Annotated in this window: 15 protein-coding genes; 10 read left to right on the top strand and 5 right to left on the bottom strand. The window is 34.2% G+C overall.

Going from position 1 to position 23317, the window contains the following annotated elements:
- Nucleotides 1-126: 126 nt before the first annotated feature.
- On the bottom strand, nucleotides 127-732 hold the full coding sequence (locus tag ACNQGX_RS00895) for an FMN-dependent NADH-azoreductase (RefSeq protein WP_417973171.1): 606 nt from the start codon (nucleotides 730-732) through the stop codon (nucleotides 127-129).
- 171 nt (nucleotides 733-903) lie between these two features.
- Here ACNQGX_RS00895 and ACNQGX_RS00890 point away from each other — a divergent pair, with 171 nt between their 5' ends.
- Nucleotides 904-1278 carry a winged helix-turn-helix transcriptional regulator gene (locus ACNQGX_RS00890; RefSeq protein WP_417973170.1) on the top strand — a complete coding sequence of 125 codons (375 nt, stop codon included), beginning with the start codon at nucleotides 904-906 and terminating at the stop codon, nucleotides 1276-1278.
- A 137-nt stretch (nucleotides 1279-1415) separates the two neighbouring features.
- On the opposite strand, the gene ACNQGX_RS00885 is transcribed toward ACNQGX_RS00890, so the two are convergent.
- Entirely contained in the window at nucleotides 1416-2873 is a 1458-nt protein-coding gene (locus ACNQGX_RS00885; RefSeq protein ID WP_417973383.1) for an FAD-dependent oxidoreductase, read from the bottom strand.
- Between the two features lie 711 nt (nucleotides 2874-3584).
- On the opposite strand from ACNQGX_RS00885, the gene ACNQGX_RS00880 reads away from it, so the two are divergent.
- Entirely contained in the window at nucleotides 3585-4031 is a 447-nt protein-coding gene (locus tag ACNQGX_RS00880) for a PepSY-like domain-containing protein (protein ID WP_417973168.1), read from the top strand.
- A 190-nt stretch (nucleotides 4032-4221) separates the two neighbouring features.
- On the opposite strand, the gene ACNQGX_RS00875 is transcribed toward ACNQGX_RS00880, so the two are convergent.
- Together ACNQGX_RS00875 and ACNQGX_RS00870 are read right to left on the bottom strand one after the other, a co-directional pair.
- A complete protein-coding gene (locus ACNQGX_RS00875; protein ID WP_417973166.1) occupies nucleotides 4222-5556 on the bottom strand; it encodes a sensor histidine kinase in 1335 nt (444 codons plus the stop codon).
- Nucleotide 5557: 1 nt separating this feature from the next.
- Nucleotides 5558-6907 (bottom strand): sigma-54-dependent transcriptional regulator, encoded by a 1350-nt coding sequence (locus ACNQGX_RS00870; protein WP_417973164.1) that lies wholly within the window; start codon nucleotides 6905-6907, stop codon nucleotides 5558-5560.
- A 205-nt stretch (nucleotides 6908-7112) separates the two neighbouring features.
- On the opposite strand from ACNQGX_RS00870, the gene ACNQGX_RS00865 reads away from it, so the two are divergent.
- The 8 genes from ACNQGX_RS00865 to ACNQGX_RS00830 all read left to right on the top strand — a co-directional run bounded on the left by ACNQGX_RS00865 (nucleotide 7113) and on the right by ACNQGX_RS00830 (nucleotide 20876).
- Nucleotides 7113-8375 carry an efflux RND transporter periplasmic adaptor subunit gene (locus ACNQGX_RS00865; protein ID WP_417973162.1) on the top strand — a complete coding sequence of 421 codons (1263 nt, stop codon included), beginning with the start codon at nucleotides 7113-7115 and terminating at the stop codon, nucleotides 8373-8375.
- A 21-nt stretch (nucleotides 8376-8396) separates the two neighbouring features.
- Nucleotides 8397-9110: an ABC transporter ATP-binding protein gene (locus ACNQGX_RS00860; RefSeq protein ID WP_417973160.1), complete on the top strand. Its 714-nt coding sequence runs from the start codon at nucleotides 8397-8399 to the stop codon at nucleotides 9108-9110.
- Nucleotides 9111-9299: 189 nt separating this feature from the next.
- Nucleotides 9300-10682 carry a serine hydrolase gene (locus ACNQGX_RS00855; protein WP_417973158.1) on the top strand — a complete coding sequence of 461 codons (1383 nt, stop codon included), beginning with the start codon at nucleotides 9300-9302 and terminating at the stop codon, nucleotides 10680-10682.
- 79 nt (nucleotides 10683-10761) lie between these two features.
- Nucleotides 10762-12258 carry a serine hydrolase gene (locus ACNQGX_RS00850; protein WP_417973157.1) on the top strand — a complete coding sequence of 499 codons (1497 nt, stop codon included), beginning with the start codon at nucleotides 10762-10764 and terminating at the stop codon, nucleotides 12256-12258.
- A gap of 5 nt (nucleotides 12259-12263) precedes the next feature.
- Nucleotides 12264-14675 (top strand): ABC transporter permease, encoded by a 2412-nt coding sequence (locus ACNQGX_RS00845; RefSeq protein ID WP_417973155.1) that lies wholly within the window; start codon nucleotides 12264-12266, stop codon nucleotides 14673-14675.
- 2 nt (nucleotides 14676-14677) lie between these two features.
- The gene (locus tag ACNQGX_RS00840; RefSeq protein ID WP_417973153.1) at nucleotides 14678-17113 is read left to right on the top strand and encodes an ABC transporter permease; all 2436 of its coding nucleotides are present in this window, start codon (nucleotides 14678-14680) and stop codon (nucleotides 17111-17113) included.
- A 48-nt stretch (nucleotides 17114-17161) separates the two neighbouring features.
- Complete coding sequence (locus ACNQGX_RS00835) at nucleotides 17162-19579, top strand: ABC transporter permease (protein ID WP_417973151.1); 2418 nt, start codon at nucleotides 17162-17164, stop codon at nucleotides 19577-19579.
- On the top strand, nucleotides 19572-20876 hold the full coding sequence (locus ACNQGX_RS00830) for a TolC family protein (protein WP_417973149.1): 1305 nt from the start codon (nucleotides 19572-19574) through the stop codon (nucleotides 20874-20876). The genes ACNQGX_RS00835 and ACNQGX_RS00830 overlap by 8 nt, the downstream gene beginning before the upstream one ends.
- Before the next feature lie 368 nt (nucleotides 20877-21244).
- Here ACNQGX_RS00830 and ACNQGX_RS00825 read toward each other — a convergent pair whose 3' ends face one another.
- Nucleotides 21245-23239: an acyl-CoA dehydrogenase family protein gene (locus ACNQGX_RS00825; RefSeq protein WP_417973147.1), complete on the bottom strand. Its 1995-nt coding sequence runs from the start codon at nucleotides 23237-23239 to the stop codon at nucleotides 21245-21247.
- Nucleotides 23240-23317 lie beyond the last annotated feature (78 nt).

The following is a 23317-nucleotide window of genomic DNA, read 5'->3' as shown; positions in this document are numbered from 1 at the left end:
AGTTTTTTTTTTTTAATCTTGCGTAAAATGGTTCGTTAATAGGCTCTTAAGGACCACCAAGAAATAACAAACCTCCAAAATTATATGATTCTGAAGGTTTTCTATATTTAGAAAGTTTATAATAATTTAATCAATCATTATGCTATTAATCGCTTTATTCATAGCATCTTCTTTTAATCCTGGTACCTTTAATCCTTCTGCTCTAAATGCCGTAAGATCTGTCATTCCCAAGAATCCTAGAAAAGCCTGTAAATAAGGAACAACAAAGTCGTTAACTTGACCAGGACCTTCTGAGTATACACCGCCTGAGGCCATTGCAACGTACACCTTTTTTCCAGTAACCAAACCAATAGGCCGCCCATCTTCACCATATCCAAAAGTTATTCCAGGTCTTGTAATATAATCAATCCATGTTTTTAATGCTGAATGGATGGTAAAGTTGTAGAGTGGGGTACCAATAACAATTATATCTGCTGCTAGTAATTGTTCCAATAAAATATTAGAAAATGCAATCGATTCTTTTTCTTCTTCACTGAGATGATCAGCAGGAGTAAAAAGTTTGCGAAGTAATTCCGGATTAAGATGCGGCATGTCGAGATCAACCAGACTTAATTCTTCAAGTGTACTATTGGGATATTTTTCTTGAATTTTTTCGATAATTGCCTTACCCAGCTGAATGCTATATGATTCTCTGGGTTGAATGCTAGACATTAAATGAAGAATGTGTTTCATAACTAATATGATTTTAAAGTTTACTTTTCTATAACCTAATAATTGAGTAGTTGAAAATAATTAGATTTACAGGTTTTATTTAAGGCAAAGTTACAGCTGTGGAGTATGCAAAAGATAGCAGTTTCCTAAAGGAAACCAGTTACTTTTGGGAAAGTTTGTATCTTTACTTCCATGAAAACAATTGAAGAACAAGAACTTCCAACAAAGGACGAATGTGCAGGATCTCTTAGGAACATTATAGATGCGCTCTATGTTTTAAATGGAAAATGGAAGATCGCTTTAATTCTTAGTCTTATTCAATCTCCGAAACGTTTTAATGAAATAAAAAAAGAGATTGATGGAATATCACCAAAAATTTTAGCAAAAGAACTCAAAGATTTAGAGTTGAATGATTTCATTAAGCGTACTGTATATCCAACAACCCCTGTTAGTATTATATATGAAGCAACTGATTATAGCCGAACCTTAAAAAGTGTAATACGTGAACTCAGTAATTGGGGAGAGTTACATAGAGAGAAAGTCAAAGAGAGTATGAGAAAAAAATAGGGAGATTTGAATTTTAAGATTTACTAGTAAAAACATGTCTCTTAAAATTTACTATTTTATTTGAATGAGTTATTGTATTCTGAAATGTTTTATTGGGTAAGTTAGACAATAAACGTAACTATCTATTTAAGTTCTGTTTATGCGTCTTTTTTCTTTAGACACCGTCCTCTCGGCTCATCACCCTCATGAAGCACAATTTCGGAATGTAAGAACTGTGCGGCTTCTGCTGAATCTTTCACTTTGGTAGCAGAGCGTTCTAACATTTCTGATTCAAACTCAGTTAATACACTTTCCCTAATTCCAGTTTTTCTCCATTGAGATGCAGCCCTGCATCCTCTTGAGATCCCCCGAGCCAGCGTGAGCGCATCCAGCAGCGCTTGATTTGCACCCTGTCCTTTAAAGGGACTCATTGGGTGAGCCGCATCTCCAATCAGAGTCACTTGACCCTCTTTCTCCAACAATTCTGATTCGAGTAATTCTCGGTCATACACGGGATAGCCTGAAATCTGCGCTTCTAGGGTCGCCGCTAAAATTTGAGGAATAGGATCGTGCCATTGAGTTCTACGACACGCTTCTTCCTTGAGTGCTTGAGGTCCTTGAGCACTCAACGCCTTAGCCTCTTTTTCTGACATTGGGAAGCTAAGTTGCCACATCACCGAGTCTGAAGTATAAGGCATTATGTAGATCCGCTCATTGCCATTGGCGGTTTGAAATACAGTTGCCGAGTCCAGTAAAGAATTATTAAGACCTTCTAGAGCGCTCAAAGGACAAATACCCAATATCACAATACAACCTAGGTAACGTAAAGGGGTGATATCTTCACCAATCAGCAACCTCCGCACGGCACTACGAATACCATCGGCTCCAACCACGAGATCCGCTTTGGCATTCTTGATTTCCCCGTTTACTTGAAAGCTTAAATCAACACCTTCATTCTCACATGCCGCAAAATGGACTAACTGGTGTCCCCACTGTACCGCATCATGTCCGCCGAGTTGCTCCAGTAGCGCTAAGCGCAAAGATTGTCGTGCGATATGCACATTTGAACGTTTCGAAGACGTTTTCGCATCTGACTGTATCCACTTTCTGATTCCCCATTCACCGATCACTTTTCCTGCTGTAGTATGCACTAAATGTCTTGTTGAAATCACTCCTTCTTCCAATGAGAAAATGCCCAATCCCTCGATCGCTTTACTAGCTTGCTGTAGAGTGAGTCCATAGCCCTGAGATCTAGCATTGAAGTCAGTATCACGTTCATAAAGGGTAAAAGGGATTCCGCGGTGTAAACAAGCCACAGCTAGAGCCACTCCGCCTATACCACCGCCAATAATAGCAACGTGTGGGTAGTTTTCTTTATCAGCTACAGGAGGACTGGCAGAACGAAGCAGCCCGGATCCGGAACATTTCAAGCAGGAGTGAAGGTGGCCTTTAGGAGGAACTGGAGCCGTCCCTTTACTTTTCGTGTTTTTAAATTGCTCTAATGCCATCTGGCAGTGGCGTCGCGCTTTATCGCTAAGCCCTCTACTTTTTTTGCCGCGTCCCTGACATTCGGGACAAAAAGTCCAGCTTACTTCTTCATTTTCCGCTTTTTTCACTTTTTTCACTTCCTCTTTATTTAACTTGATCTTGACTTCTCTCTATAAGAAAAAACTTAGCCGATACAATTGATGCTGGGCTTAATAGTAAAGTAGTGATTATGACTTTCATCAGGTCAAACGCATTAAAAATTGAACCACATAGAAACATAGAAATTAGTTTAATTTTTGATTTAAATGGGTTCCAAACAATCGAAATTTAGGTGACATAGAAAAAAAGCCAATGCTTTTTTTTCTATAGTGAACTCTTATCATCGTCAAAATTTATTTTTGCAGGAATAAACACTATGTTTCTATGTGGTTTAAACTTCAACTTATTTTAATGCGTTTGACCTGGACTTTCATTACTTCTATATAATTTAACCTGAGAAATTTACATTTTTCAGCGTTTTGCCGCTTGTGGCAGTTGCATAACTTTAAGACAAATTATTAGCGGCACAAAACTACTTTTTTCAAATTGAAATAGAAAGGATATCTCAGCGCTATTTTATTAAAAGTTTCTTGAAATTTTGCGAAAAATGGTTCGTAAACAGGTTTGTAAGGACCACAAGATAAACTCGATTGGAAATAATGGAGTTTATTTATTTCTGATAGTGTTGTAGATATAAGTATCCAAAAAAAATATTTTAAAAACTAAAGGTTTCTTAAATTGATATGAATGCGTTTTTACATATCGTAAATTAGCTATACGATAACTTAAATATGCAAACCATGAAAAGAAAAATCACTTTTGTCCTATTATTACTAGGTTTTGTACTATCGGCCAACGCTCAAAAGAAAATAGAAACCACAGAATTGCCAAAAGCAGCACAGGAATTCCTGCAAAAACATTTTAGTCATACATCCGTTAATATCGCCAAGAAAGATGCGGAACACGGTGAAAAAGGCTACGAAGTGAAGCTTAAAGATGGTACCGAAGTAGAATTTTGGAAAGACGGATCCTATCGCGAAGTAGATGGTGGCGACAAACCCATACCAACCACATTTATTCCCGCGTCGGTCAAAGGTTACGTGGCAAAAAATTATCCGAATGAAAAAATCACGCACATTGATTATGGACACAAAGATCTCGATGTGGATTTAACAAACGATATTGATCTGGAATTTACCAAGGAAGGGAAAATTTTAAAAGGGAAAAAACACAAAAAAGAAAAATGATGCTGCTGTTGCAAAAGGCAAACTCTATTCTTATTCATTATGTAGCTGTAAATACAATTTCAAAGAAATCGTTTTAAAGCTGGTTTCTTCGAATCTTGTATAAAATGGTTTATAAATAGTCTCGTTTGCATCACAAAAAACTCGATTATAAATAATAGAGTTTTTTTATGCCTTATGTTTTATAGCGCTTTTAATTATCAACCAGACAAATCACAAAAGTGGTTTTCCCATCATCATTTCTATACGCCAGATAACCGCCATGTGCTTCCACAATGCTTTTGGACAAGGTCAATCCAATTCCGGCGCCTTCTTTTCGGGTGGTAAAAAACGGCAGGAATATTTTGTTTTCTATTTCTTCTTCGATGCCTTTCCCATTATCGGTAATCGTGATAAAAGTTCTCTTTTCTTTGACTTCCGCCGAAATAACAATCTGTTTCTTTACAGTATCTTTCAAAGCATAAATGCAATTCGTCAAAAGATTAATTAATACCTGTTCCATTTGTTGCGGGTCAATATTTAGCCAGCGATCGAAAGTGATTGTGTTTATAACTTCTATTTGTTCTTTTTTGAACATGGGCGACATGATTTGCAAACAGGTTTCAATGAATTTCAACAATTCTATTTTTTCTTTTTTTGGAGAAGGCAACATGGCCAGTTTTCGGTAACTTTCTACAAATTGCTGCAAATGGTCGCTTCGCCTCAACATCGTGGCAACACTGCTTTTCATATCCTCCAAATCTTCGGACGAAATGGTTTCCTGTTGCACCAAATCCTGTAGATTCTGGGAAAGTGACCGGATAGGAGTAATCGAATTTAAAAGTTCATGAGAGATCACCTTCATCAGATTGACCCAAGCTTCTTTCTCTTTTTTCTCGATTACATTTTGAATTGATTCCAATAAAACGATAAAATAATCCCGATTGTAAATTTCGCTTCTCGAAGTCTGCATTACAAAGGTTTGAGTGTCTTGCTGGTTAACACGGATTTCTAATGATGTTTTAACTTCCTGAAAATCCTGATCCTCAATGACTTTACATAAGGAAGGCAACTGATTTTTCAGATAATTCCATTTAGAAACTTTTGGTACATCAAAATGTTTGGAGAAATAATCATTCATCAAAAAGATATTCCAATCATTTCCTTCTTTTTGCAGGATAATAATTCCCGTTTCAATATTATTTAAAATAGAACGGTACACAATATCTTTTGAAACCTGCTCGTTTTCTTTATTTTTCAGCGTTTCATACAACTTAAATAAATTGGAATAGTTTTGATACGATTTATGCTTGGAAAAATCCGAGGTGAAATCATTTTGCAAAATCGAAGTTATTGTTCTGTCATAAAGCAAAAATGCATTTTTAACATAAAAATACATTTCAACAACGAGTAGAAAAATGATTAGGAAACCAAATACAGCCGTAAAAACCAATCCTTTTTGAAAAAGGAAAATGGAAATTCCTGCACCGGAAAGAATAATAATCAATCGAAGAAAAAGGAGTTGGTAGGTTTTCAAGGATTTAAACATATTAGTTGGTATTGATGTTGTATTTCTCCAAACGTCGGTATAATGAAGCTCTTGACAAACCCAATTCCTCAGCGGTTTTGCTGATGTTATTGTTATTCTTGGACAGGATTTTTTCGATGGCTGTTTTTTCGACAGCAAACAGCTGAATATCATCTTGGTTTTCCTCGTATGTCGTTATTTGCTCCAAATCCAAATCCGAAACGGTAATGTGATTGTTCTCGCAAAGAATTACGGCACGTTCTATTCGGTTTTCCATTTCCCGGATGTTACCGTTCCAAGCGTGTTTCCCGATTTGCTCCAATGCTTTTTCGTTAAAAGTGATTTCGTCTCTTCCGTATTTAGCCATCATTTTTTGCAAAAGATAGTTTGCCAAGGGGATTTTATCTTCATTTCGTTCCCGTAATGGAGGCAACACGATTTCCATGGTATTGATGCGATAATACAAATCTTCCCTGAAGTTTTTATCGGTAACTTCCTGCTTCAAATTCAAGTTGGTGGCCGTGATAATGCGAACATTCAAAGGTTTTGCTTTCGATTCTCCCAATCGGGTTACCGTTTTGGTTTGGATAACCTGCAAGAGTTTTGACTGTAAATGCAAAGGCACATTTCCAATTTCATCCAAAAAAATAGTGCCGTTTTGGGCCATTTCAAAACGTCCGGGAGTATCGACTTTGGCATCTGTAAAAGCGCCTTTGGCATAGCCAAATAATTCACTTTCAAAAATATTGGAATTCAAAGAACCCAAATCAACGTGAATAAAAGGACTGTTTTTTCGCTCCGATTGGCTAAAGATATGATGAGATAAAACAAATTTACCAGTTCCGTTCTCGCCAAGGATCAAGACATTGGCATCCGTTTTTGCGACTTTATCAGCCAGTGAATACGCCTTTTTTATAACGTCTGAAGTACCAACAAAGAATTCGTCTACAATCCCGATATTATTTACTTTCTTTTGTTCTTTCCGACTTTTATCAACAGCATGTTTTACAACGCTGAGCAATTTTTCGTTTTCCCAAGGTTTTAAAATATAATCAAAAGCCCCCGCTTTTAAGCCTTCCACAGCCGTTTCTACCTTACCAAAAGCAGTCATCAAAATAACAACAGTTTTTGGCGAAAGCGTTTTTATTTCTCTTAATAAATACAAACCCTCTTTGCCGTCTTCAAATCCTATTCTGTAATTCATGTCGAGCAAAACCACATCGATGGTATTTTTTGCCAATAATTCAACTACATTTTTCGGATTATTGAGCGTATAAATGTTTTCAAAATGCTTTTTAAGGAGCATTTTGGAAGCAAAAAGAATGTCTTCTTGGTCGTCTATGACTAAAATAGAGGCGTTGGTTTTTTTCATGCGGAGCTAATATTTGCTTTTTTATTGGAACATGGTATCGCTATTCTTCTTTTTTAGATTATAATTTGGAATCATAGCGATTTCATGTATGTTCGGTTTCGGACAAAAGGTGTTCGATAATGGACACCTTGTAAATTTCATTAAAAATAAAAACTTAAAAATAAGGCTGTTACACTATTTAAATTTTTGGCATAAAAATCCCTTTATGGTTAACAAATCATCAACAATGGACACCATAATTGCACGTAAAACTAACAAAAATAAGTATCTTTTAATCGCATTACCAATTATCTTACTCTTTGGGTATTTTGTCTTTACTTCGGCAACTAAAAAAAGAAGCCTTACCATAAAGAGAGCCGAAATCACGATTAAGACTGTTGAAAATAATTTTTTTGAAGATTTTATGTCTTTTCAGGCTAAAGCTGTTCCTTTAAATTCAATGCTGATTAACATCATAGAAGGCGGAGCGGTTCAGGAAATATTTGTCGAAAATGGCGATATGGTTATCAAAGGGCAACCGTTGGCGAGATTGTACAATCCTAATGCAGAGCTGGCGTACATGCAGCAAGAAACAGCGATTATTGAGCAAGTTAATAATCTGAACAAAGCCAAACTCGATTTGAGAAACCAAGAATTGAATTTAGAAAAAGACTTGATTGCAATAGAACACGATTATTTAGATGCTAAAAATCTATATGATTTGAACAAGAAACTTTTTGAACAAGAAATACTTTCTAAAAACGAATGGGAAAAGACGAATGAGAATTATCGTTTTCAAAAGGAACGTATGAATATCATCAAGCAAAGTGTAAAAAAAGAAAAACTGGCAAATCAAATTCAGATTGGGCAACTTAACCAATCTATTGCCATCATGGATAAAAGTTTGTCCATTTTAAGAAATAATAAAAAGAATTTTTTGATCACCGCACCACTTTCAGGCAGACTTTCATCCTTTGAACCTATCTTGGGAAAAACATATACGCAAGGCGTAAGTTTAGGAACTATCGATGTAATGAAAGGTTATAAATTGGTAGCCGATGTAGATGAGTTTTATTTGGATAAAATTGCAGAGCGACAAAAAGGAACCGTAGATTTTGAGAACAAAGCCATTGCAGTTCAAATAACCAAAGTAATTCCGGAAATCAAAAGCGGAAGGTTTCAAGTAGAATTGGATTTTGTTTCCTCCGAAAAGCTGGATTTGAAACAAGGATTGAGTTTTGGCGTGAAATTAAATCTCTCTGAAAAAACTAAGACCTTAGTGCTTTCAAAAGGAAGTTTTTATGAAGAAACCAATGGGAAATGGATTTTTGTTGTGAACGGAAATAAGGCTGAAAGAAGAACAATCAAGCTGGGGAGAGAAAACCCGTTGTATTATGAAGTGCTAGGCGGATTGAAAGCAGATGAACAAGTAATCACTTCATCTTATAAAGATTATACAACAGTAGAAATATTAAACATAGAAAAATAGATACTATTTAAAACAACAATTATGATAAAAATTAAAAATCTTTCAAGAGTTTTCAGAACCGAAGAAGTGGAAACCATGGCATTGAGCGAAATTTCATTAACTATCAAACAAGGTGATTTTGTATCCATCATGGGACCTTCGGGAAGTGGAAAATCAACCTTATTGAATATTGTAGGATTGCTTGACAGCGCCTCCGGAGGTAGTTATCAATTGCTAAATCAAGAAATGATTGGATTGAAGGAGAAAGAGAAGTCGAAAGCCCGAAAAGAAAATATTGGTTTCATTTTTCAGAATTTCAATCTTATAGACGAGTTATCAGTTTATGATAATATCGAGTTGCCTTTGATCTACAACAAGGTTCCCTCTTCTGAAAGAAAGAAAAAAGTTGAAGATATCGCCGATAAATTAGGGATTTCACACCGATTAAAACATTATCCGCAACAACTTTCCGGTGGACAACAACAACGTGTAGCAGTCGCAAGAGCCTTGATTAATGATCCGAAAATTATCCTTGCCGATGAGCCTACAGGAAATTTGGATAGTAAAAACGGAAACGAAGTAATGGAATTGCTAACGGATTTGCATTCCAACGGTGCAACCATATTAATGGTAACTCATTCTGATTATGACGCATCCTTTTCTCAAAAAACCATTTTGATGAAAGACGGAGTTGTGCTTTCAGAAAAAATGAATCAAAGAAATGTGAATGTTTTTGCTGATGTAAAAGAAAACTAAATTGAGAAAACCATGATCAAACTTATTCTAGTAATTGACCTAAGCTTGATGGAATTATTAATAACGAAAGCTTAGGCATCGGAAACAAAAAACGGCAAAAATCAATCATCAATCATCAATCAAAAAATGAAAAAAGCAATTTTAGTTGGATTCCTCTTTTTTCTTTCAAATGTATGTATTTGTCAAAAAATGAAAAATACCGAGAAGGAGACAAAACAGAATATTGACAATTATATTAAGGAAGTAATAGATGTAAACGAGATTCCAGGTTTGGCGTTGGCAGTTGTAAAAAATGGGGAAGTTATCTATGAGGGATATTATGGAAAGACCTCATTAGAAGAAAATACGCCAGTAGATCAAAACAGTATTTTCAGAATTTATTCTACCACAAAATTGATTTCAACTGTTGGTGTATTTCAACTTATCGAAAAGGGAAAATTATCTTTAGAGGATGTGATTTCAAAATATATTGACAACCTTCCGAAAGAATGGCAAGAAATAAAAATTAAAAATTTATTGTCCCATTCATCTGGATTACCTGATGTAGTCAGGTTTCAAGATATTCCAAACACACTATCGGATGAAGAAAAAATAGGGAGATTATCCAAAAAACCAATGGATTTTGAAACGGGAAAACGGTTCCGTTACAATCAAACCAATTATTGGTTATTGACACAAATTGTAGAAAAAATCACGGGATTAACATTTGACGAGTATATATTAAATAATCAATTCCCTTCTTCAGGTAAAAGTGTCTTTTTCTCATCAAACTCAGTAGATACAATCCCTAGCAGAGTCAGTAAATATGATTTTGATAGTAAAACCAAGAAATATGTAAAGCCAATTATCAATGATGGAGTTCGGGCTCACTCTGGAAATGGATTGAATATCACACTTCAGGAATTCATTCGTTGGAATGAGAGGTTAGACGAAAACCTTCTTATGAAAAAAGAAACGAAATATTCGATGTGGAAGCCATTCGAATTCAAAAATAGTAAAGATAATTTTCTTCACGGCTGGGGACTTTATACCGTAAACAGAAAGCCGTCTTATGGTTTTAGTGGAGGGAATGTTACTGGTTTTAGAAAATTCGTTGAAAATGACATGACCATTATCTTTTTATCAAATGGATACAAATTTTTTGATGTGCAAGATCAAGTCATAAATCACGTAGCAGGATTAGTTGATAAAAATCTATCGGACGGGTATTCACTGGCAAATGAGGAAATAACAACTGAATTTTTAAAAAACGACTTTGCAAAAGCAGAACAAAAATATGTTGCGATTAGAAAGGAAAATCCAGAATGGAATTTTGAAATTAAACTAAATAGTATTGGTTATTCTCTGATGAATAATGAAAGAGAAAAAGACGCAATCAAAATTTTTGAATTAAATGCAAAAGAGAATCCGAAATCGGGAAATGCATTTGACAGTTTGGCGGAAGGATATTTAACGATTGGCCAGTTAGAATTGTCAAAACAGAACTATAAAATCTCTTTTGGACTAAACCCTGAAAATGGTAACGCAAAAGAAATGATTGATAAGATCGAAAAACTTTTGGAAAAAAAGTAACTACCGCCAACAAGAGTCGCAATGTTGAGCGTCATGTCATCCGATATACCGATCAAAAAATAATTAACAAATTAACGAAATGAATAAACGAATTTTTCTAATCGTACTAACTATTTTCTTGACCAATACTCTGTCTGGACAAGAATTAAATGATTTCTTTTCAACGCTTTTTAAAAACAATATGTTTAATGGAAGTGCAGTTGTTTCCAAATCAGGGGAAAAAGTTTTTTCTAACTCTTTCGGGTTTTCCAATATTGAAAAGAAAGAAGAAATCAATAACAACTCCCAGTTCCCGATTGCTTCCATATCAAAAACGTTTACTGCGACAGCAATACTGCAACTTAAACAAAAGGGGGAATTAAAAATTGATGATCCGGTTCAGAAATATCTTCAAGATTTTCCGTATCCAAATGTCAGCATTAGACACCTGCTCAGTAATACTTCCGGATTGGCGCAATACTATCATCTATTTGACAGTATAATAAAAGAACAACCGGAAAAAATCATTTCTAATCAGGATATTATACCGGCACTAATCCGTGACAAAATACCGCTTTCATTTTCACCCGGAAACAAGTGGGACTACAATAATGTTAATTTCTGCCTGGCTGCACTAATCGTGGAAAAAATATCCGGAATTAGTTTCGCAGATTATTTGGAAAAAAACATTTTCAAACCTGCCAAAATGAAAGATTCATTCCTTCCGAAAAATAGAAAGATTAAAAAATCCAATCAGGTAGAATTATACACCTATCCTAACTGGTATTCGACCAACCTTGTTAATGTTGAAAATTTAAAAGAAGCTTTTCTAATAGATGAGAAAAGTAACTTTTATGGTAATGGGGGCATTGTAAGCACAGCTTTAGATTTGAACAAGTACCAAAATGCGTTATTTACATATCAACTTTTGGACAAGAAAGAATTAGAGGAAGCTTTAACACCTACAAAGCTCAATGATGGAAAAATTGTAACGTATCGTTTGGATGAAAAAGAGGTCACCTATGGTTTGGGTTGGGAAATATATACCGATGAAAGAAACGGAAAAATAGTTTTTCACGATGGATCCATTACCGGTCTTACCAGTATTCTGATGCATAACATTGCTAAAAATCAAACCGTGATACTTTTGTCTAATACCGGAAGCAGTTCAGTTTTTGCTGCATCCAATGCAGTTTTACAATTAATTGATAATAAACCTTATGCGATCCCTGCCCCAAATCTTGCAAGAATCTATGGTAATATGCTTGAAAACGGAAATAAAGAAAAAGGTGATCGTTTGATTGCCGATTATTTGAAAAATCCATCCAACTATACTATAACAGAAAGAGACTTTAACCGATTAGGTTATGAATTTCTTCGTCTTCAAAAAAGTGATAATGCTTTACGAACATTCTATTCGGCAACATTACTTTTTCCAAACAGTTCAAACGTGTATGATAGCTATGGCGAGGCATTACTGAAATATGGTAAAAAAGAAGACGCCATTAAGATGTATCAAAAATCGGTCGAATTAAATACTGAAAATGCTAACGCAAAAGAAATGATTGATAAAATTGAAAAACTTTTGAAAAAATAAAAACTATGATACTCAACTGGATAAAAATATTTATTTATCATTTAAAGCAAAACAAATTGTTTTCTTTCCTTAATGCCTTAGGATTAAGTATTGGGATTGCAGGGGTGATTTTTGCCATTCTGTATTGGAATGAAGAACATTCCTATGATCAATGGAATCCTGAAAAAGATAAAATATACGCTGTTATGAATGATCTTGGAGGCGGAAATATCTGGGCTGTAAGCTCAGCAGTACCTGCTCCGATTTTAAAAGCAACCACTTCGTATTTAGATGATTATTGCTATTTCAAAACCGAATATAGTAAGGAAATTATAGAATATAATGGTAAGATAGAAGTAGTCGATAAGATTTTTTCGGCACAAAGTAATTTCTTTTCTTTTTTTCCTTTTGAATTTGTGCAGGGTAACCGAAAAAGTGCCCTTCATGACCGTAACAGCATTGCATTTTCTGAAGAAACGGCGTTACGTTTGTTTAAAGATGAAAATCCGATAGGAAAACAAATAAAATATGCTGATAAAATATTTGTAGTTCGCGGCGTATATCAATTGTCTGAAAAATCTTCGGTAATGCCTGCGGCAATTACAACCATAATTGAGGAAGGCTTAGAAAAAAATAAAGAAAGCTGGGGTTTTAGTTACGGATTAATGCTGAAATTAAAAAAACAAAGTGATACAACTGCTGTTATTAAAAATTTAGATGAAATTTTCATTGAGAAAAACTATAAAAAACAAGCAAAAGACGAAGGTTTATCTTTGGAAACATTTATAAAAATGTATGGAGAACCTGTTAAAGCGGGTTTACTCCCGCTTGATGGATCGAGGCTTCATCAAGGAAATTATCCTTTTCCGGAAGGAACTGGTAATCTACTGTTTTTGCGCATATTAATGGGTTTATCGATACTTATTTTACTATTGTCGATTGTAAATTACATTAACCTGGCTACGGCAAATGCTATAAAACGTGCAAAAGAAGTGGGTGTGAGAAAGGTTGTAGGAGCTACAAAATCTCAGATCGTTGCTCAATTTGTGTTTGAAACTGTATTAATTACTCTTTTTTCAGTCTTATTTGCATTGGTAATTGTTGAACTTTCGTTGCCATATTACAATCAATTTTTAAATAAAAGTCTTGTGCTTATCGGAACTCAGTTTTACCTACAATTAGTTTTGATTTTTATCCTTGTAATTTTCGTTTCGGGAGTTCTTCCTGCAGTTTATATTTCAAATTTTGAAGTACTGAAAGTTCTAAAAGGAAATTTTTCAAGAAGCAAAAGTGGTGTATGGTTGCGTAACGGAATGCTGGTTTTACAATTTGCTATTGCTACCTTTTTTATTGTCGGTTCATTTATAGTATATCAGCAAGTTAATTTTATGGCAGAAAAAGATTTAGGTTTTAAAGGAGCGCAAGTATTAGAAATTTCTTTTAAAGCCAAAAAAGGAAAAGGTCAATTTGAAAGATATAAAATAATAAAACAAGAGGTTCAAAAAATTAAAGGAGTTGAGGATGTTTCTGCAGGATCATTTTCTATCGGAAGCAATGAGAATTCATGGGCTGGTTTGCATTATAAAAAAAATAAAGAAGTTATAACGCAACAAATGGGTATTGATTTTGGAATGTTGGATCTTTTGGGAATACAAGTAATAAAAGGAAGAAATTTAACTGATAAACTTGCCTCAGATACCATTTCTAACGTTTTGTTGAATGAAGCGGCTGCAAAAACATTACAAGAAGAAAATCCCTTGAATAAAGAGATTGCCTGGCAAAACGGAAAATATAAAGTTGTTGGTATTGTAAAGGACTTTAATTATTTTGGACTTGAAAATAAAATTGGACCTATGATTTTCTTTCACATCAAAGTACAGGAATGGATACAAAAGGATATGCGTAATATATCTGTAAAACTTTCGCCAAAAAATATGTCTCAAACTATTGCTGATCTTGAGAAGTTTTGGTCAGCAAAAGTAGATTCAGAGTATCCTTTTGAATATAATTTTGTGAATAAAAACTTTGCCAGGACCTATCAAAAGTACGAAGACCAGAGAAATTTATTTTCCTTATTAAATGGAATAGTGATTCTCATTGCCATTTTCGGGTTGTTTGCTTTGGCCTCTTACTCAATGGAACGAAGATTACGGGAAATCGCCATCCGAAAAACGCTAGGCGCGGAAACTAATATTTTGCTCAAAGAATTGTCCAAACAATATGTAATCTTCTGTTTGATTGGATTTGTGATAGGTATATTTCCTGCATATCTATTATTGCAAAAATGGCTGGAAAATTTTGCTTTTCATATCGATATTCCAGTACTGCCTTTTGCTATCGCTTTTGTGTCTTTATTGTTTTTGACATTAACAATCGTTCTGGCAAAAGCGTACCAAGTAACTAAAATTGATGTTTTACACTATTTAAAATACGAATAGCCATGCTAAAAAATTGGATAAATATATTTTTATATCACATTAAAAACAACAAGCTTTTTACGGCCTTGAATGTTTTGGGTTTGAGTATTGGAATTGCTGGATTGATTTTCGCTACTTTATATTGGAATGAGGAACACAGTTATGACGAGTGGAATCCTGAAAAGGACAATGTTCATATGGTTATAAATAGTTTTAACACCGTAAAATGGCCTTATACAGTTGGACCTATAGGACAATATCTGGAAAATGATCCTAATGTAGAAAGTTATAACTATAGCTATAATTGGTATGATTCTGATTTATTTACCTATAACGGGAAAAAGCAAAAAATCGCGAAGGCATTCCATAGTCAAAATAAATTTTTCGACTATTTCCCCTTTCCTTTTACTTTTGGGAACAGCAAGGATGCTCTCAAAGACGATTCTTCCATTGCTATTTCTGAAAGAATCTATAATGCTTTTTTCGGCAAAGAAAACCCAATAGGAAAGCAAATAAAATTCGGGAATAATTTCTATACCGTGAGAGGTGTGTATAAAAATGAAATGAAAAGCTCTTTTGCTCCGGACGTTGTAATGACTAATAATTTAAAAAAATCTTTAGCACTAAGTATAGATCAATGGGAAACTTTCAATTTTTGTTTGCTTATAAAACTTAAGGATGATTCTAAAAAAGAATTAGTAGAGAAAAAAATTGAACGCCTTTTTATTGACCATGTTATTAAAGCTGAGGCAAAAGAAGCTAATGTCAGTTTAGAAGAACAAATAAAAGAACATGGAATTGTTGGCATAAAATTAGAACCGTTAAAAAATGCGCGTCTCAATTCTTTAGTAGAAGATGGGTATCCTGAAGGAGTAGGGAACTACCAATATTTAATTATAATGGTAGGGTTGTCTGTTTTAATACTTCTACTTTCTATTATAAATTATGTCAATTTAGCTACGGCCAGTGCTATCAAAAGAGCCAAAGAGGTAGGTATGCGTAAAGTATTAGGTGCGAGTAAATGGAATATTAGACTCCAATTTATCTCGGAAACAATAGTAATTGTCTTTTTTTCAATCTTTTTGGCACTAGCAATTGTTGAGATTTCATTACCCTATTATAATGAATTTTTAGATAAGGATTTGATAATTTATGGGAACCAATTCTATTTGCAATTATTTTTTATTTTCGTGTTAGTCGTTTTTGTAGGTGGTTTTTTTCCAGCGCTTTATATTTCAAATTTTGAAACGCTAAAAGTCTTAAAAGGTAATTTTAACAGGAGTAAAACTGGAATTTGGTTGCGCAATAGTATGTTGGTTTTTCAATTTGCCATAGCCATATTTTTTATAATAGGATCTACTATTGTTTACCAACAAGTGAGGTATTTAAGCAATAAAGAGTTAGGATTTAAAGGGGAACAGATAGTAGAAATAGAATATTTGAAAAAATATGATACACGGGCCGAAAAAGAAAATAAGAACATTGTTTTTCAAAATTATTTGATTGTAAAACAAGGATTAAACAAAATTAAAGGGGTGAGTCAAGTAGCCACAGGACCTTTTTCTTTTGGTCAAGGAGCACGATCCTCTTCAGGCTATGAATATCATGGAGCTAATATGCAAGGGAAAAATATGGCGGTAGATTATGGTATGATGGAGATGATGAAAATTAAGTTAAAAGAAGGAAGGTACTTTAGTGAGAAATATGCTTCAGACACCATTAATAATGTAATGATTAATGAAACAGCAATGAAGTTATTGGGGGTAAAAGAACCAATAGGAAAAGAAATTATGACAGGGGATGGTACGAAATGCAAAATAATTAGTGTTGTAAAAGACTTCAATTTGTACGGGCCACAAGAGAAAATTCCCCCTATGGTATTTATGCATTTAAAAACAATACCATGGATGGCGCAAAATGTGAATTCAATTTATGTAAAAGTAAATCCAGAGAATATTGAAAATACCATTAGTGATATTGAAAAATTTTGGACATCAAAAGTAGACACAGAATATCCATTTTCGTATGATTTTGTAGATAAGAAATATGCACGTTCTTTCAAGGAATATGTCAAACAAAAAAATCTATTCTCCTTGTTGAATGTTATTGTCGTTCTTATCGCCATTTTTGGATTGTTTGCATTAGCCTCTTTCTCTATGGAACGAAGATTACGGGAAATCGCCATTAGAAAAACACTGGGTGCAGAAACCAATATTTTGCTCAAAGAATTATCAAAGCAATATGTTATTTTCTGTTCAATAGGTTTCGTAATCGGGGTTGTTCCAGCGTACTTTTTATTAGAAAAATGGCTCGAAAATTTCGCTTATCGCATTGATATTCAAATTTTACCTTTTGCAATTGCTTTTGTGTCTTTACTGTTTTTGACGCTACTAGTTGTTCTGGCAAAAGCCTATCAAGTTACCAAAATTGATGTTTTGAAATATTTGAAATATGAATAAATACAAAAAACGCATATTTTTTTTCACAATTAATTTATAACTCAAACTATGTTATTAAACTATATAAAAATATTTATTTACCATTTAAAGCAAAATAAACTGTTTTCATTTCTCAATGTTTTGGGATTGGCAATAGGAATTGCAGGATTGATTTTCGCTTTGCTGTATTGGAACGACGAACAAAGTTATAACAAATGGAATCCTGAGAAAGATAATGTTTATCAGGTTTTGGTTCAATTGATTGATATGCCTGTTTTTTCAGATTGTTCATTATTTCTAAAGCCTATTTTAGATAAAGACTCCAATGTCGAAACTGTAGTGTATGCTGACAGTTGGTATCAAAAGGATAGAATTAGCTATAACGGAAAGAAAGTGGTGGTTGATAAAATCATCAATGTAGAAAGTAATTTCTTTTCTCTTTTTCCTTTTGAAATTATTAGTGGTAATGCTATTTCAGCAATAAAAGATGATACGAGCATTGCCATTTCTGATGGTATTGCTAAAAGAGTTTTCGGTGTTGAAAACCCAATTGGGAAACAAATAAAATGTCTTGACCAAATGTTTGTTGTGCGTGCCGTATATCACATTCCAGGGAATTCATCAATTGCCCCAAATGTCATTATCAATAAAATGAAGGAATTGACAACTACAAATGTCACAAGTCCATTTGTGTTAAAATTATTGTTAAAAATAAAAGATCCGTCAAAAATTGAGAATACGAGAAAGAACATGGAACGAATGTATAACGGAGATTTTATTAAAAGAATAGCTAAGGAGGCAGGCTTTACACCGAAGGTAATGGCAGAAAAAGTAGGACGTTTTTCGGTTTTTATAGAACCGCTCTCAAAAGCAAGATTGCACTCTATAACAGATGGTTATCCAGAAGGTCGAGGCAATTATCAATTTTTGTTAATTATGATGAGTTTATCGGTTTTGATTCTCATTTTATCGATTGTCAATTATATCAATTTGGCTACAGCCAATGCCATAAAACGTGCCAAAGAAGTGGGTGTTCGTAAAATTGTGGGCGCATCAAGAGGCAATATTATTACCCAATTCATTTTTGAGACTATTCTTATAAGTTCATTTTCTATTTTATTGGCATTAGTAATTGTAGAATTGGCTTTGCCGTATTACAATGATTTTTTAGGTAAAAATTTAATGATTATTGGAGGGGAATTTTATATGCAAGTAATTCTGATTTTCATTATTACCGTTTTGGTAGCAGGGATATTTCCGGCGGTTTACGTTTCTAATTTTGAAACATTAAAAGTGCTGAAAGGGAATTTTGGCAGGAGTAAAAGTGGGGTTTGGTTGCGTAACGGAATGTTGGTTTTTCAGTTTTCGATTGCCTCATTTTTTATTATCGGTTCTTATATTGTATATCAGCAAGTTAAATATTTAAGTAATAAAGACCTTGGTTTTAAAGGAGATCAGGTAATAGCTATATCCTTAAATCTTCCGCCTTCCTACTATGAAGGAGAAGATATTGGCAAAAATATTTTTAACAGATATACTACCATCAAGCAAGAATTGGCTAAAATAAAAGGGATTGAACAATCTTCTACAGGTCTGGTTTCATTCGATGGTTCAGACGATTCATTAGGCGGAGTATTGTATAAAGAGGAGCTTTTTAAAGAACGAACAATTGCGGTGGATTACGGTATGCTCGAAATGATGAAAATAAAAGTCATAAAAGGCAGGGGACTTGATCAGAAATATGCTTCTGACACCATTACTTCTGTACTAATTAATGAAACAGCCCAAAAATTAATGAGTATGAAAGAGCCAATTGGACAAGAAATTATTGTTAAAGAACGAAAGTTAAAAATCATAGGAGTCATTAAAGATTTTAATTTATTGAGTCCTGAAGTCGAAGTCCCGCCAATGTGCTTTTATCATCTTAAAACTGTAGATATAACTCAAAATATAGACAAGATTTACGTAAAACTAAAATCAGATAATATTGAAAATACGATTGCTGATATTGAGAAATTATGGGCAACGGTCGATACTGAATACCCGTTTAAATATGATTTTGTGGATAAGCAATATGCCAGAACGTATGAAAGTTATGTAAAACAAAAGAACCTCTTTTCATTGCTGAATGTAGTTGTGATTGGTATTGCACTTTTCGGGCTGTTTGCCTTGGCTTCTTATTCGATACAAAGGCGCATGAAAGAAATTGCCATCAGAAAAACTTTGGGTGCAGAAACCAATACTTTGTTGAAAGAATTATCCAAACAGTATATTTTGTATTGTATCATAGGGTTTTTAATCGCTTTGTTTCCAGTGTATTATTTATTGAACAAATGGCTCGAAAATTTCGCCTTTAGGATTGATATGACTGTATTTCCATTCATTTTCGGATTCCTAATACTATTAGTTTTAACATTGATAATTGTGCTGTCAAAAGCCTATCAGGCAACGAAAACAGATGTTTTGAAATATTTGAAATATGAATAATAAAATCGCTTTAACAGCTGTCTTTATACTATTTAGTGCTTTTGCCAGCGGCCAGGAAAATTCTTGGTCGCTTACAAAATGCATGGAAACGGCTTTACAGAATAATATCGAAATAAAAATCAGAAAACTCGAAATAAAAAGAACACAGCAATCACAAAATTCCGTTTTAAATAGAATGTTGCCGGTTGTCAATTTATATGGAGAACAAGGATATAATTTTGGTTCCTCCATTGACCCTTCGACTAACGGAAGAGTAAGTTCTAATATTCAAAATGATAATTTTTATCTCAATGCCAGAACGAACCTGATAGATTTTAGTGCTTTTGCGAATGCTCAAAAAGATAAAATCAATATTGAGCAAGCCAAAGCCGAGAAAGAAGTGGTAGAAAACGAATATAAATTGCAAATTTTGGAAAGCTATTACCAAGTACTTTACACGCAGGAATTATTGAAAATTCAAAAAGAGCAACTCAAGCAAGCTTCATTCAATCTGGACAGAGTAACTAAAGAAGTGACTATTGGGAGTAAGCCTCAAAGCGATTTGTACGATATGCAATTGAGTTTTTCAGAGGAAGAAAACCGAAATTTGGAAACCGAACAATTGTACGCTGTTAAAAAAACACAATTGTTCCAGTTGATAAATGTTACGGATGTAGTAACAGATGAAGTTGTATTGGAACCCTATTTGAAAGAACGAACAGCTGAAGATTTAGAAAATAGATTATACAATCCTAAAATAAAACTTGCCGAGCTCAATTATCAAAACAGTTTGAAGTCGATTCGTTTAGAAAGAGCCAGCAATCTGCCGATATTGTCAGCGTATTATGGATATTCCACTTTTTATTATAAAAATATTAAACAAGCAAATGCCAACACAGATTCTTTTTTCAACCAATTAGAAGACAATAAGAGCCAACAAGTTGGGATGCAGTTGAACGTTCCTGTTTTTAATGGCTTTAGGAACAATAAAAAAATCAGCGCATCGAAAATAGCAAGTGATAAGGCAAAACTCGCTATAGAAAAAGAAAAACAATTATTGGACAAACAAGTTGTATTGGAAGAACAAAACAGAAAGAATTATTTGCAACTTCAGAATAAATTGATGGAGAAGCAAAAGTATGCCAAAGCTTCTCTAGCCACTACGCAAGCTAAATTTATAAGCGGAAAAGTGGAAGCCATTTTATATTCCTCAGTGAAAAATCAATTACTGTCGGCTGAGTTTGAAGTGCTGAAAAACAATCTTCAATTACAATATAGTGACCTGAAAATAAATCTGTTAAAAAATAATCGTTTATAAAAGAAAGACTGGGATTTAATCACTTTTATAATTTTAAACAGTACTGTTATTTCTTCAAATCCGGTATAAAATGGTTCGAAAATAGTTCCGTTTTGACTATAAAAACTTCTCATTTATTTGAGGAGTTTTATTTGATAAAATCACTTTTCACACCGGAAACAGATTAGAGCTTAACCCGTTGGGTGTAATTAGTTTTTAATGATAATTTTCGTCAGTTCGAGTGATTTTCGTTAGAAAATTGTATCGAGAACAAGAAAATTTTGAATTAAAAACGGTTCTCGATACATTTTTTGTTCCGTTTTACTCCACAAAAAACACTCGAATTAACGTTTTGAATAATTACACCCAACTGGTTAGAGCTTGGATTATTACAATGCAATTGGAGCGGCAAGGCAACTTTCAGGAATGTCAAATGCTTTTACTAAAGAAACTGCATCCGGCCTGATTTCCCAGCAAAGCTGATTCACCATCTTGCGTATGGCTTTTGTTTTTGCAGCTTCCATATAACCATCTTCAAGATACCAGCCTTTATTTTTTTCAATCTGCGAAAGGGCATACAATTGGTTCAATTTCAACACAATTCCCTTGCTTTTTTTGTCCTTAATACTCTGAATGGCTTTTTGAAATTGCTCCAGAACAATTCGTTCGAGATAAGCCTGAGCTACATCAATCATTTGATGCTGTACCACATTAAATGCATCATAGGGTTCAAGTCCGCTATCAATCAGTTTTTTCAATCGTTTTGCTGCAGAAGCCAATGTCGTTTTTTCTCGGTGTTGAAAAGCATTCAAATGAAACTCATCATCGAGTATATGGGCATCATCCGTTATTCGGGTTATAATTGGATTTTTTTCAGAAATTGCAGTCTTGGCATTTTCATAAACGTAATTAATGATTCCCATTGCATCCATTTCACCAAATGATTTTCGGAATTCTGATAAACGATTCTTAGCCACCAATTGCATCAATACAGTATTGTCACCTTCAAAAGTAGTGTAGATTTCTGTATCATTTTTTAAGGCATCAATACGATTTTCGGATAGATATCCTTTGCCACCGCAGGCCTCGCGGCATTCTTGTAAAATATCCGTAGTACTCCAGGTTGAGTAAGCTTTCATCCCGGCGGCGAGGGCTTCAATTTCTTGCATTTCAGATTCCTTTTTATTGATAAAACGGGAAGTCAAATAGTGTAGTGCAAAATGTATCGCATATGTTTTTGCCAACAATGGAATTAGTCTGCGTTGCTGCATACGGTAATTCAAAATTGGGACTTCTGAGCCGCCTTCTGGTCCAAATTGCCTGCGTTTGTCACTATATTTAATTGCTATTGTTAATCCTGATTTGGCTGAGGCCAATGCAGATCTCGGAATTCCAATTCGGCCACCTACCAAAGTTCCCAGCATCGTAAAAAAACGTCTATTGTCACTTGGAATTGGGCTTTCAAATTTCCCTTCTTCACTTACCGAGGCAAATCGATCCAGCATGTTTTCTTTCGGAATGACAACATTTTTAAAACGAATTGTCCCGTTATCAACGCCATTAAGTCCCATTTTAAGTCCGCAATCTCCAATAGTAATACCTTTCAGAATTTTATTATTCGTATCTCGTATTGGAACAATAAAGGCATTCACCCCATAATCAATTTTATCAATGATTAATTTGGCAAAAACCGTTGCCATTTGACCATGCAATGCGGCGTTACCAATATATTCTTTCTGCGCATTTTCATGTGGTGTATGAATAATAAATGTTTGGCTGTCGTGGTTATAAGTCGCCGTTGTTTCCATTCCTTTTACATTTGAACCGTGATTGGTTTCAGTCATTGCAAAACAGCCGGGTAACTGTAGAGAGCCAATATCTTTTAAGTATTTGCTATAATGCTTTTCTGTTCCGAGCGATTGTATACTCATTCCCCAAAGTCCGAATTGTACCCCAAATTTGATTACAAGACTTAAATCATGATAGCTCAATGTTTCCATGATAGCAAAATAATCACCAATGTTTTCGCCACCGCCGTATTGTTTTGGATAGGCCATATTACCTAAGTTTTCCTGTGCGAGGATTTTGCACCAACTGTATACTTTTTCACGGTAAACGGCAGTATCAGTCGAAGTTTCGTAGGCAAATTCAGGTCGGCAGATGATTGATTTTACCTTCTTAATAATTGCGGACTGTTTTCCATCCAGAATTTGTGTCAGTTTTTCTATTTCGAATGTGTTGGCAGTTTGGTAATTTGAAGTAAAGGTTTTTGACCTTGTTTTAAAATTTCCAATAGCTTCTTCGCCTAAAATTCCTAGATCATTTTCCAGTTTTATAAAAGCAGATGCGAGATTTTTTATAATTGTATCATTTTCTGAAAGCACAATTGAAATATCAAAAATGGATTTGATTGAAGGCTTTCCCTGAATAATTTGCTCGATTTCAGCTTTCCAATCAGCGAG

The organism is Flavobacterium glycogeni (assembly GCF_048286775.1).
Lineage (GTDB): Bacteria > Bacteroidota > Bacteroidia > Flavobacteriales > Flavobacteriaceae > Flavobacterium.
The sequence above is the reverse complement of the archived record's forward strand: the minus strand, read 5'-3'. Positions and strand labels throughout refer to the sequence as shown.

Bases quoted from the DNA above. Each gene is read 5' to 3' on its own strand.
- ACNQGX_RS00830 (WP_417973149.1), top strand. From the start codon at position 19,572: ATGAATAATAAAATCGCTTTAACAGCTGTCTTTATACTATTTAGTGCT.
- ACNQGX_RS00880 (WP_417973168.1), top strand. From the start codon at position 3,585: ATGAAAAGAAAAATCACTTTTGTCCTATTATTACTAGGTTTTGTACTA.
- ACNQGX_RS00865 (WP_417973162.1), top strand. From the start codon at position 7,113: ATGGTTAACAAATCATCAACAATGGACACCATAATTGCACGTAAAACT.
- ACNQGX_RS00875 (WP_417973166.1), bottom strand. From the start codon at position 5,556: ATGTTTAAATCCTTGAAAACCTACCAACTCCTTTTTCTTCGATTGATT.
- ACNQGX_RS00845 (WP_417973155.1), top strand. From the start codon at position 12,264: ATGATACTCAACTGGATAAAAATATTTATTTATCATTTAAAGCAAAAC.
- ACNQGX_RS00855 (WP_417973158.1), top strand. From the start codon at position 9,300: ATGAAAAATACCGAGAAGGAGACAAAACAGAATATTGACAATTATATT.
- ACNQGX_RS00840 (WP_417973153.1), top strand. From the start codon at position 14,678: ATGCTAAAAAATTGGATAAATATATTTTTATATCACATTAAAAACAAC.
- ACNQGX_RS00890 (WP_417973170.1), top strand. From the start codon at position 904: ATGAAAACAATTGAAGAACAAGAACTTCCAACAAAGGACGAATGTGCA.
- ACNQGX_RS00835 (WP_417973151.1), top strand. From the start codon at position 17,162: ATGTTATTAAACTATATAAAAATATTTATTTACCATTTAAAGCAAAAT.
- ACNQGX_RS00850 (WP_417973157.1), top strand. From the start codon at position 10,762: ATGAATAAACGAATTTTTCTAATCGTACTAACTATTTTCTTGACCAAT.
- ACNQGX_RS00860 (WP_417973160.1), top strand. From the start codon at position 8,397: ATGATAAAAATTAAAAATCTTTCAAGAGTTTTCAGAACCGAAGAAGTG.
- ACNQGX_RS00870 (WP_417973164.1), bottom strand. From the start codon at position 6,907: ATGAAAAAAACCAACGCCTCTATTTTAGTCATAGACGACCAAGAAGAC.
- ACNQGX_RS00895 (WP_417973171.1), bottom strand. From the start codon at position 732: ATGAAACACATTCTTCATTTAATGTCTAGCATTCAACCCAGAGAATCA.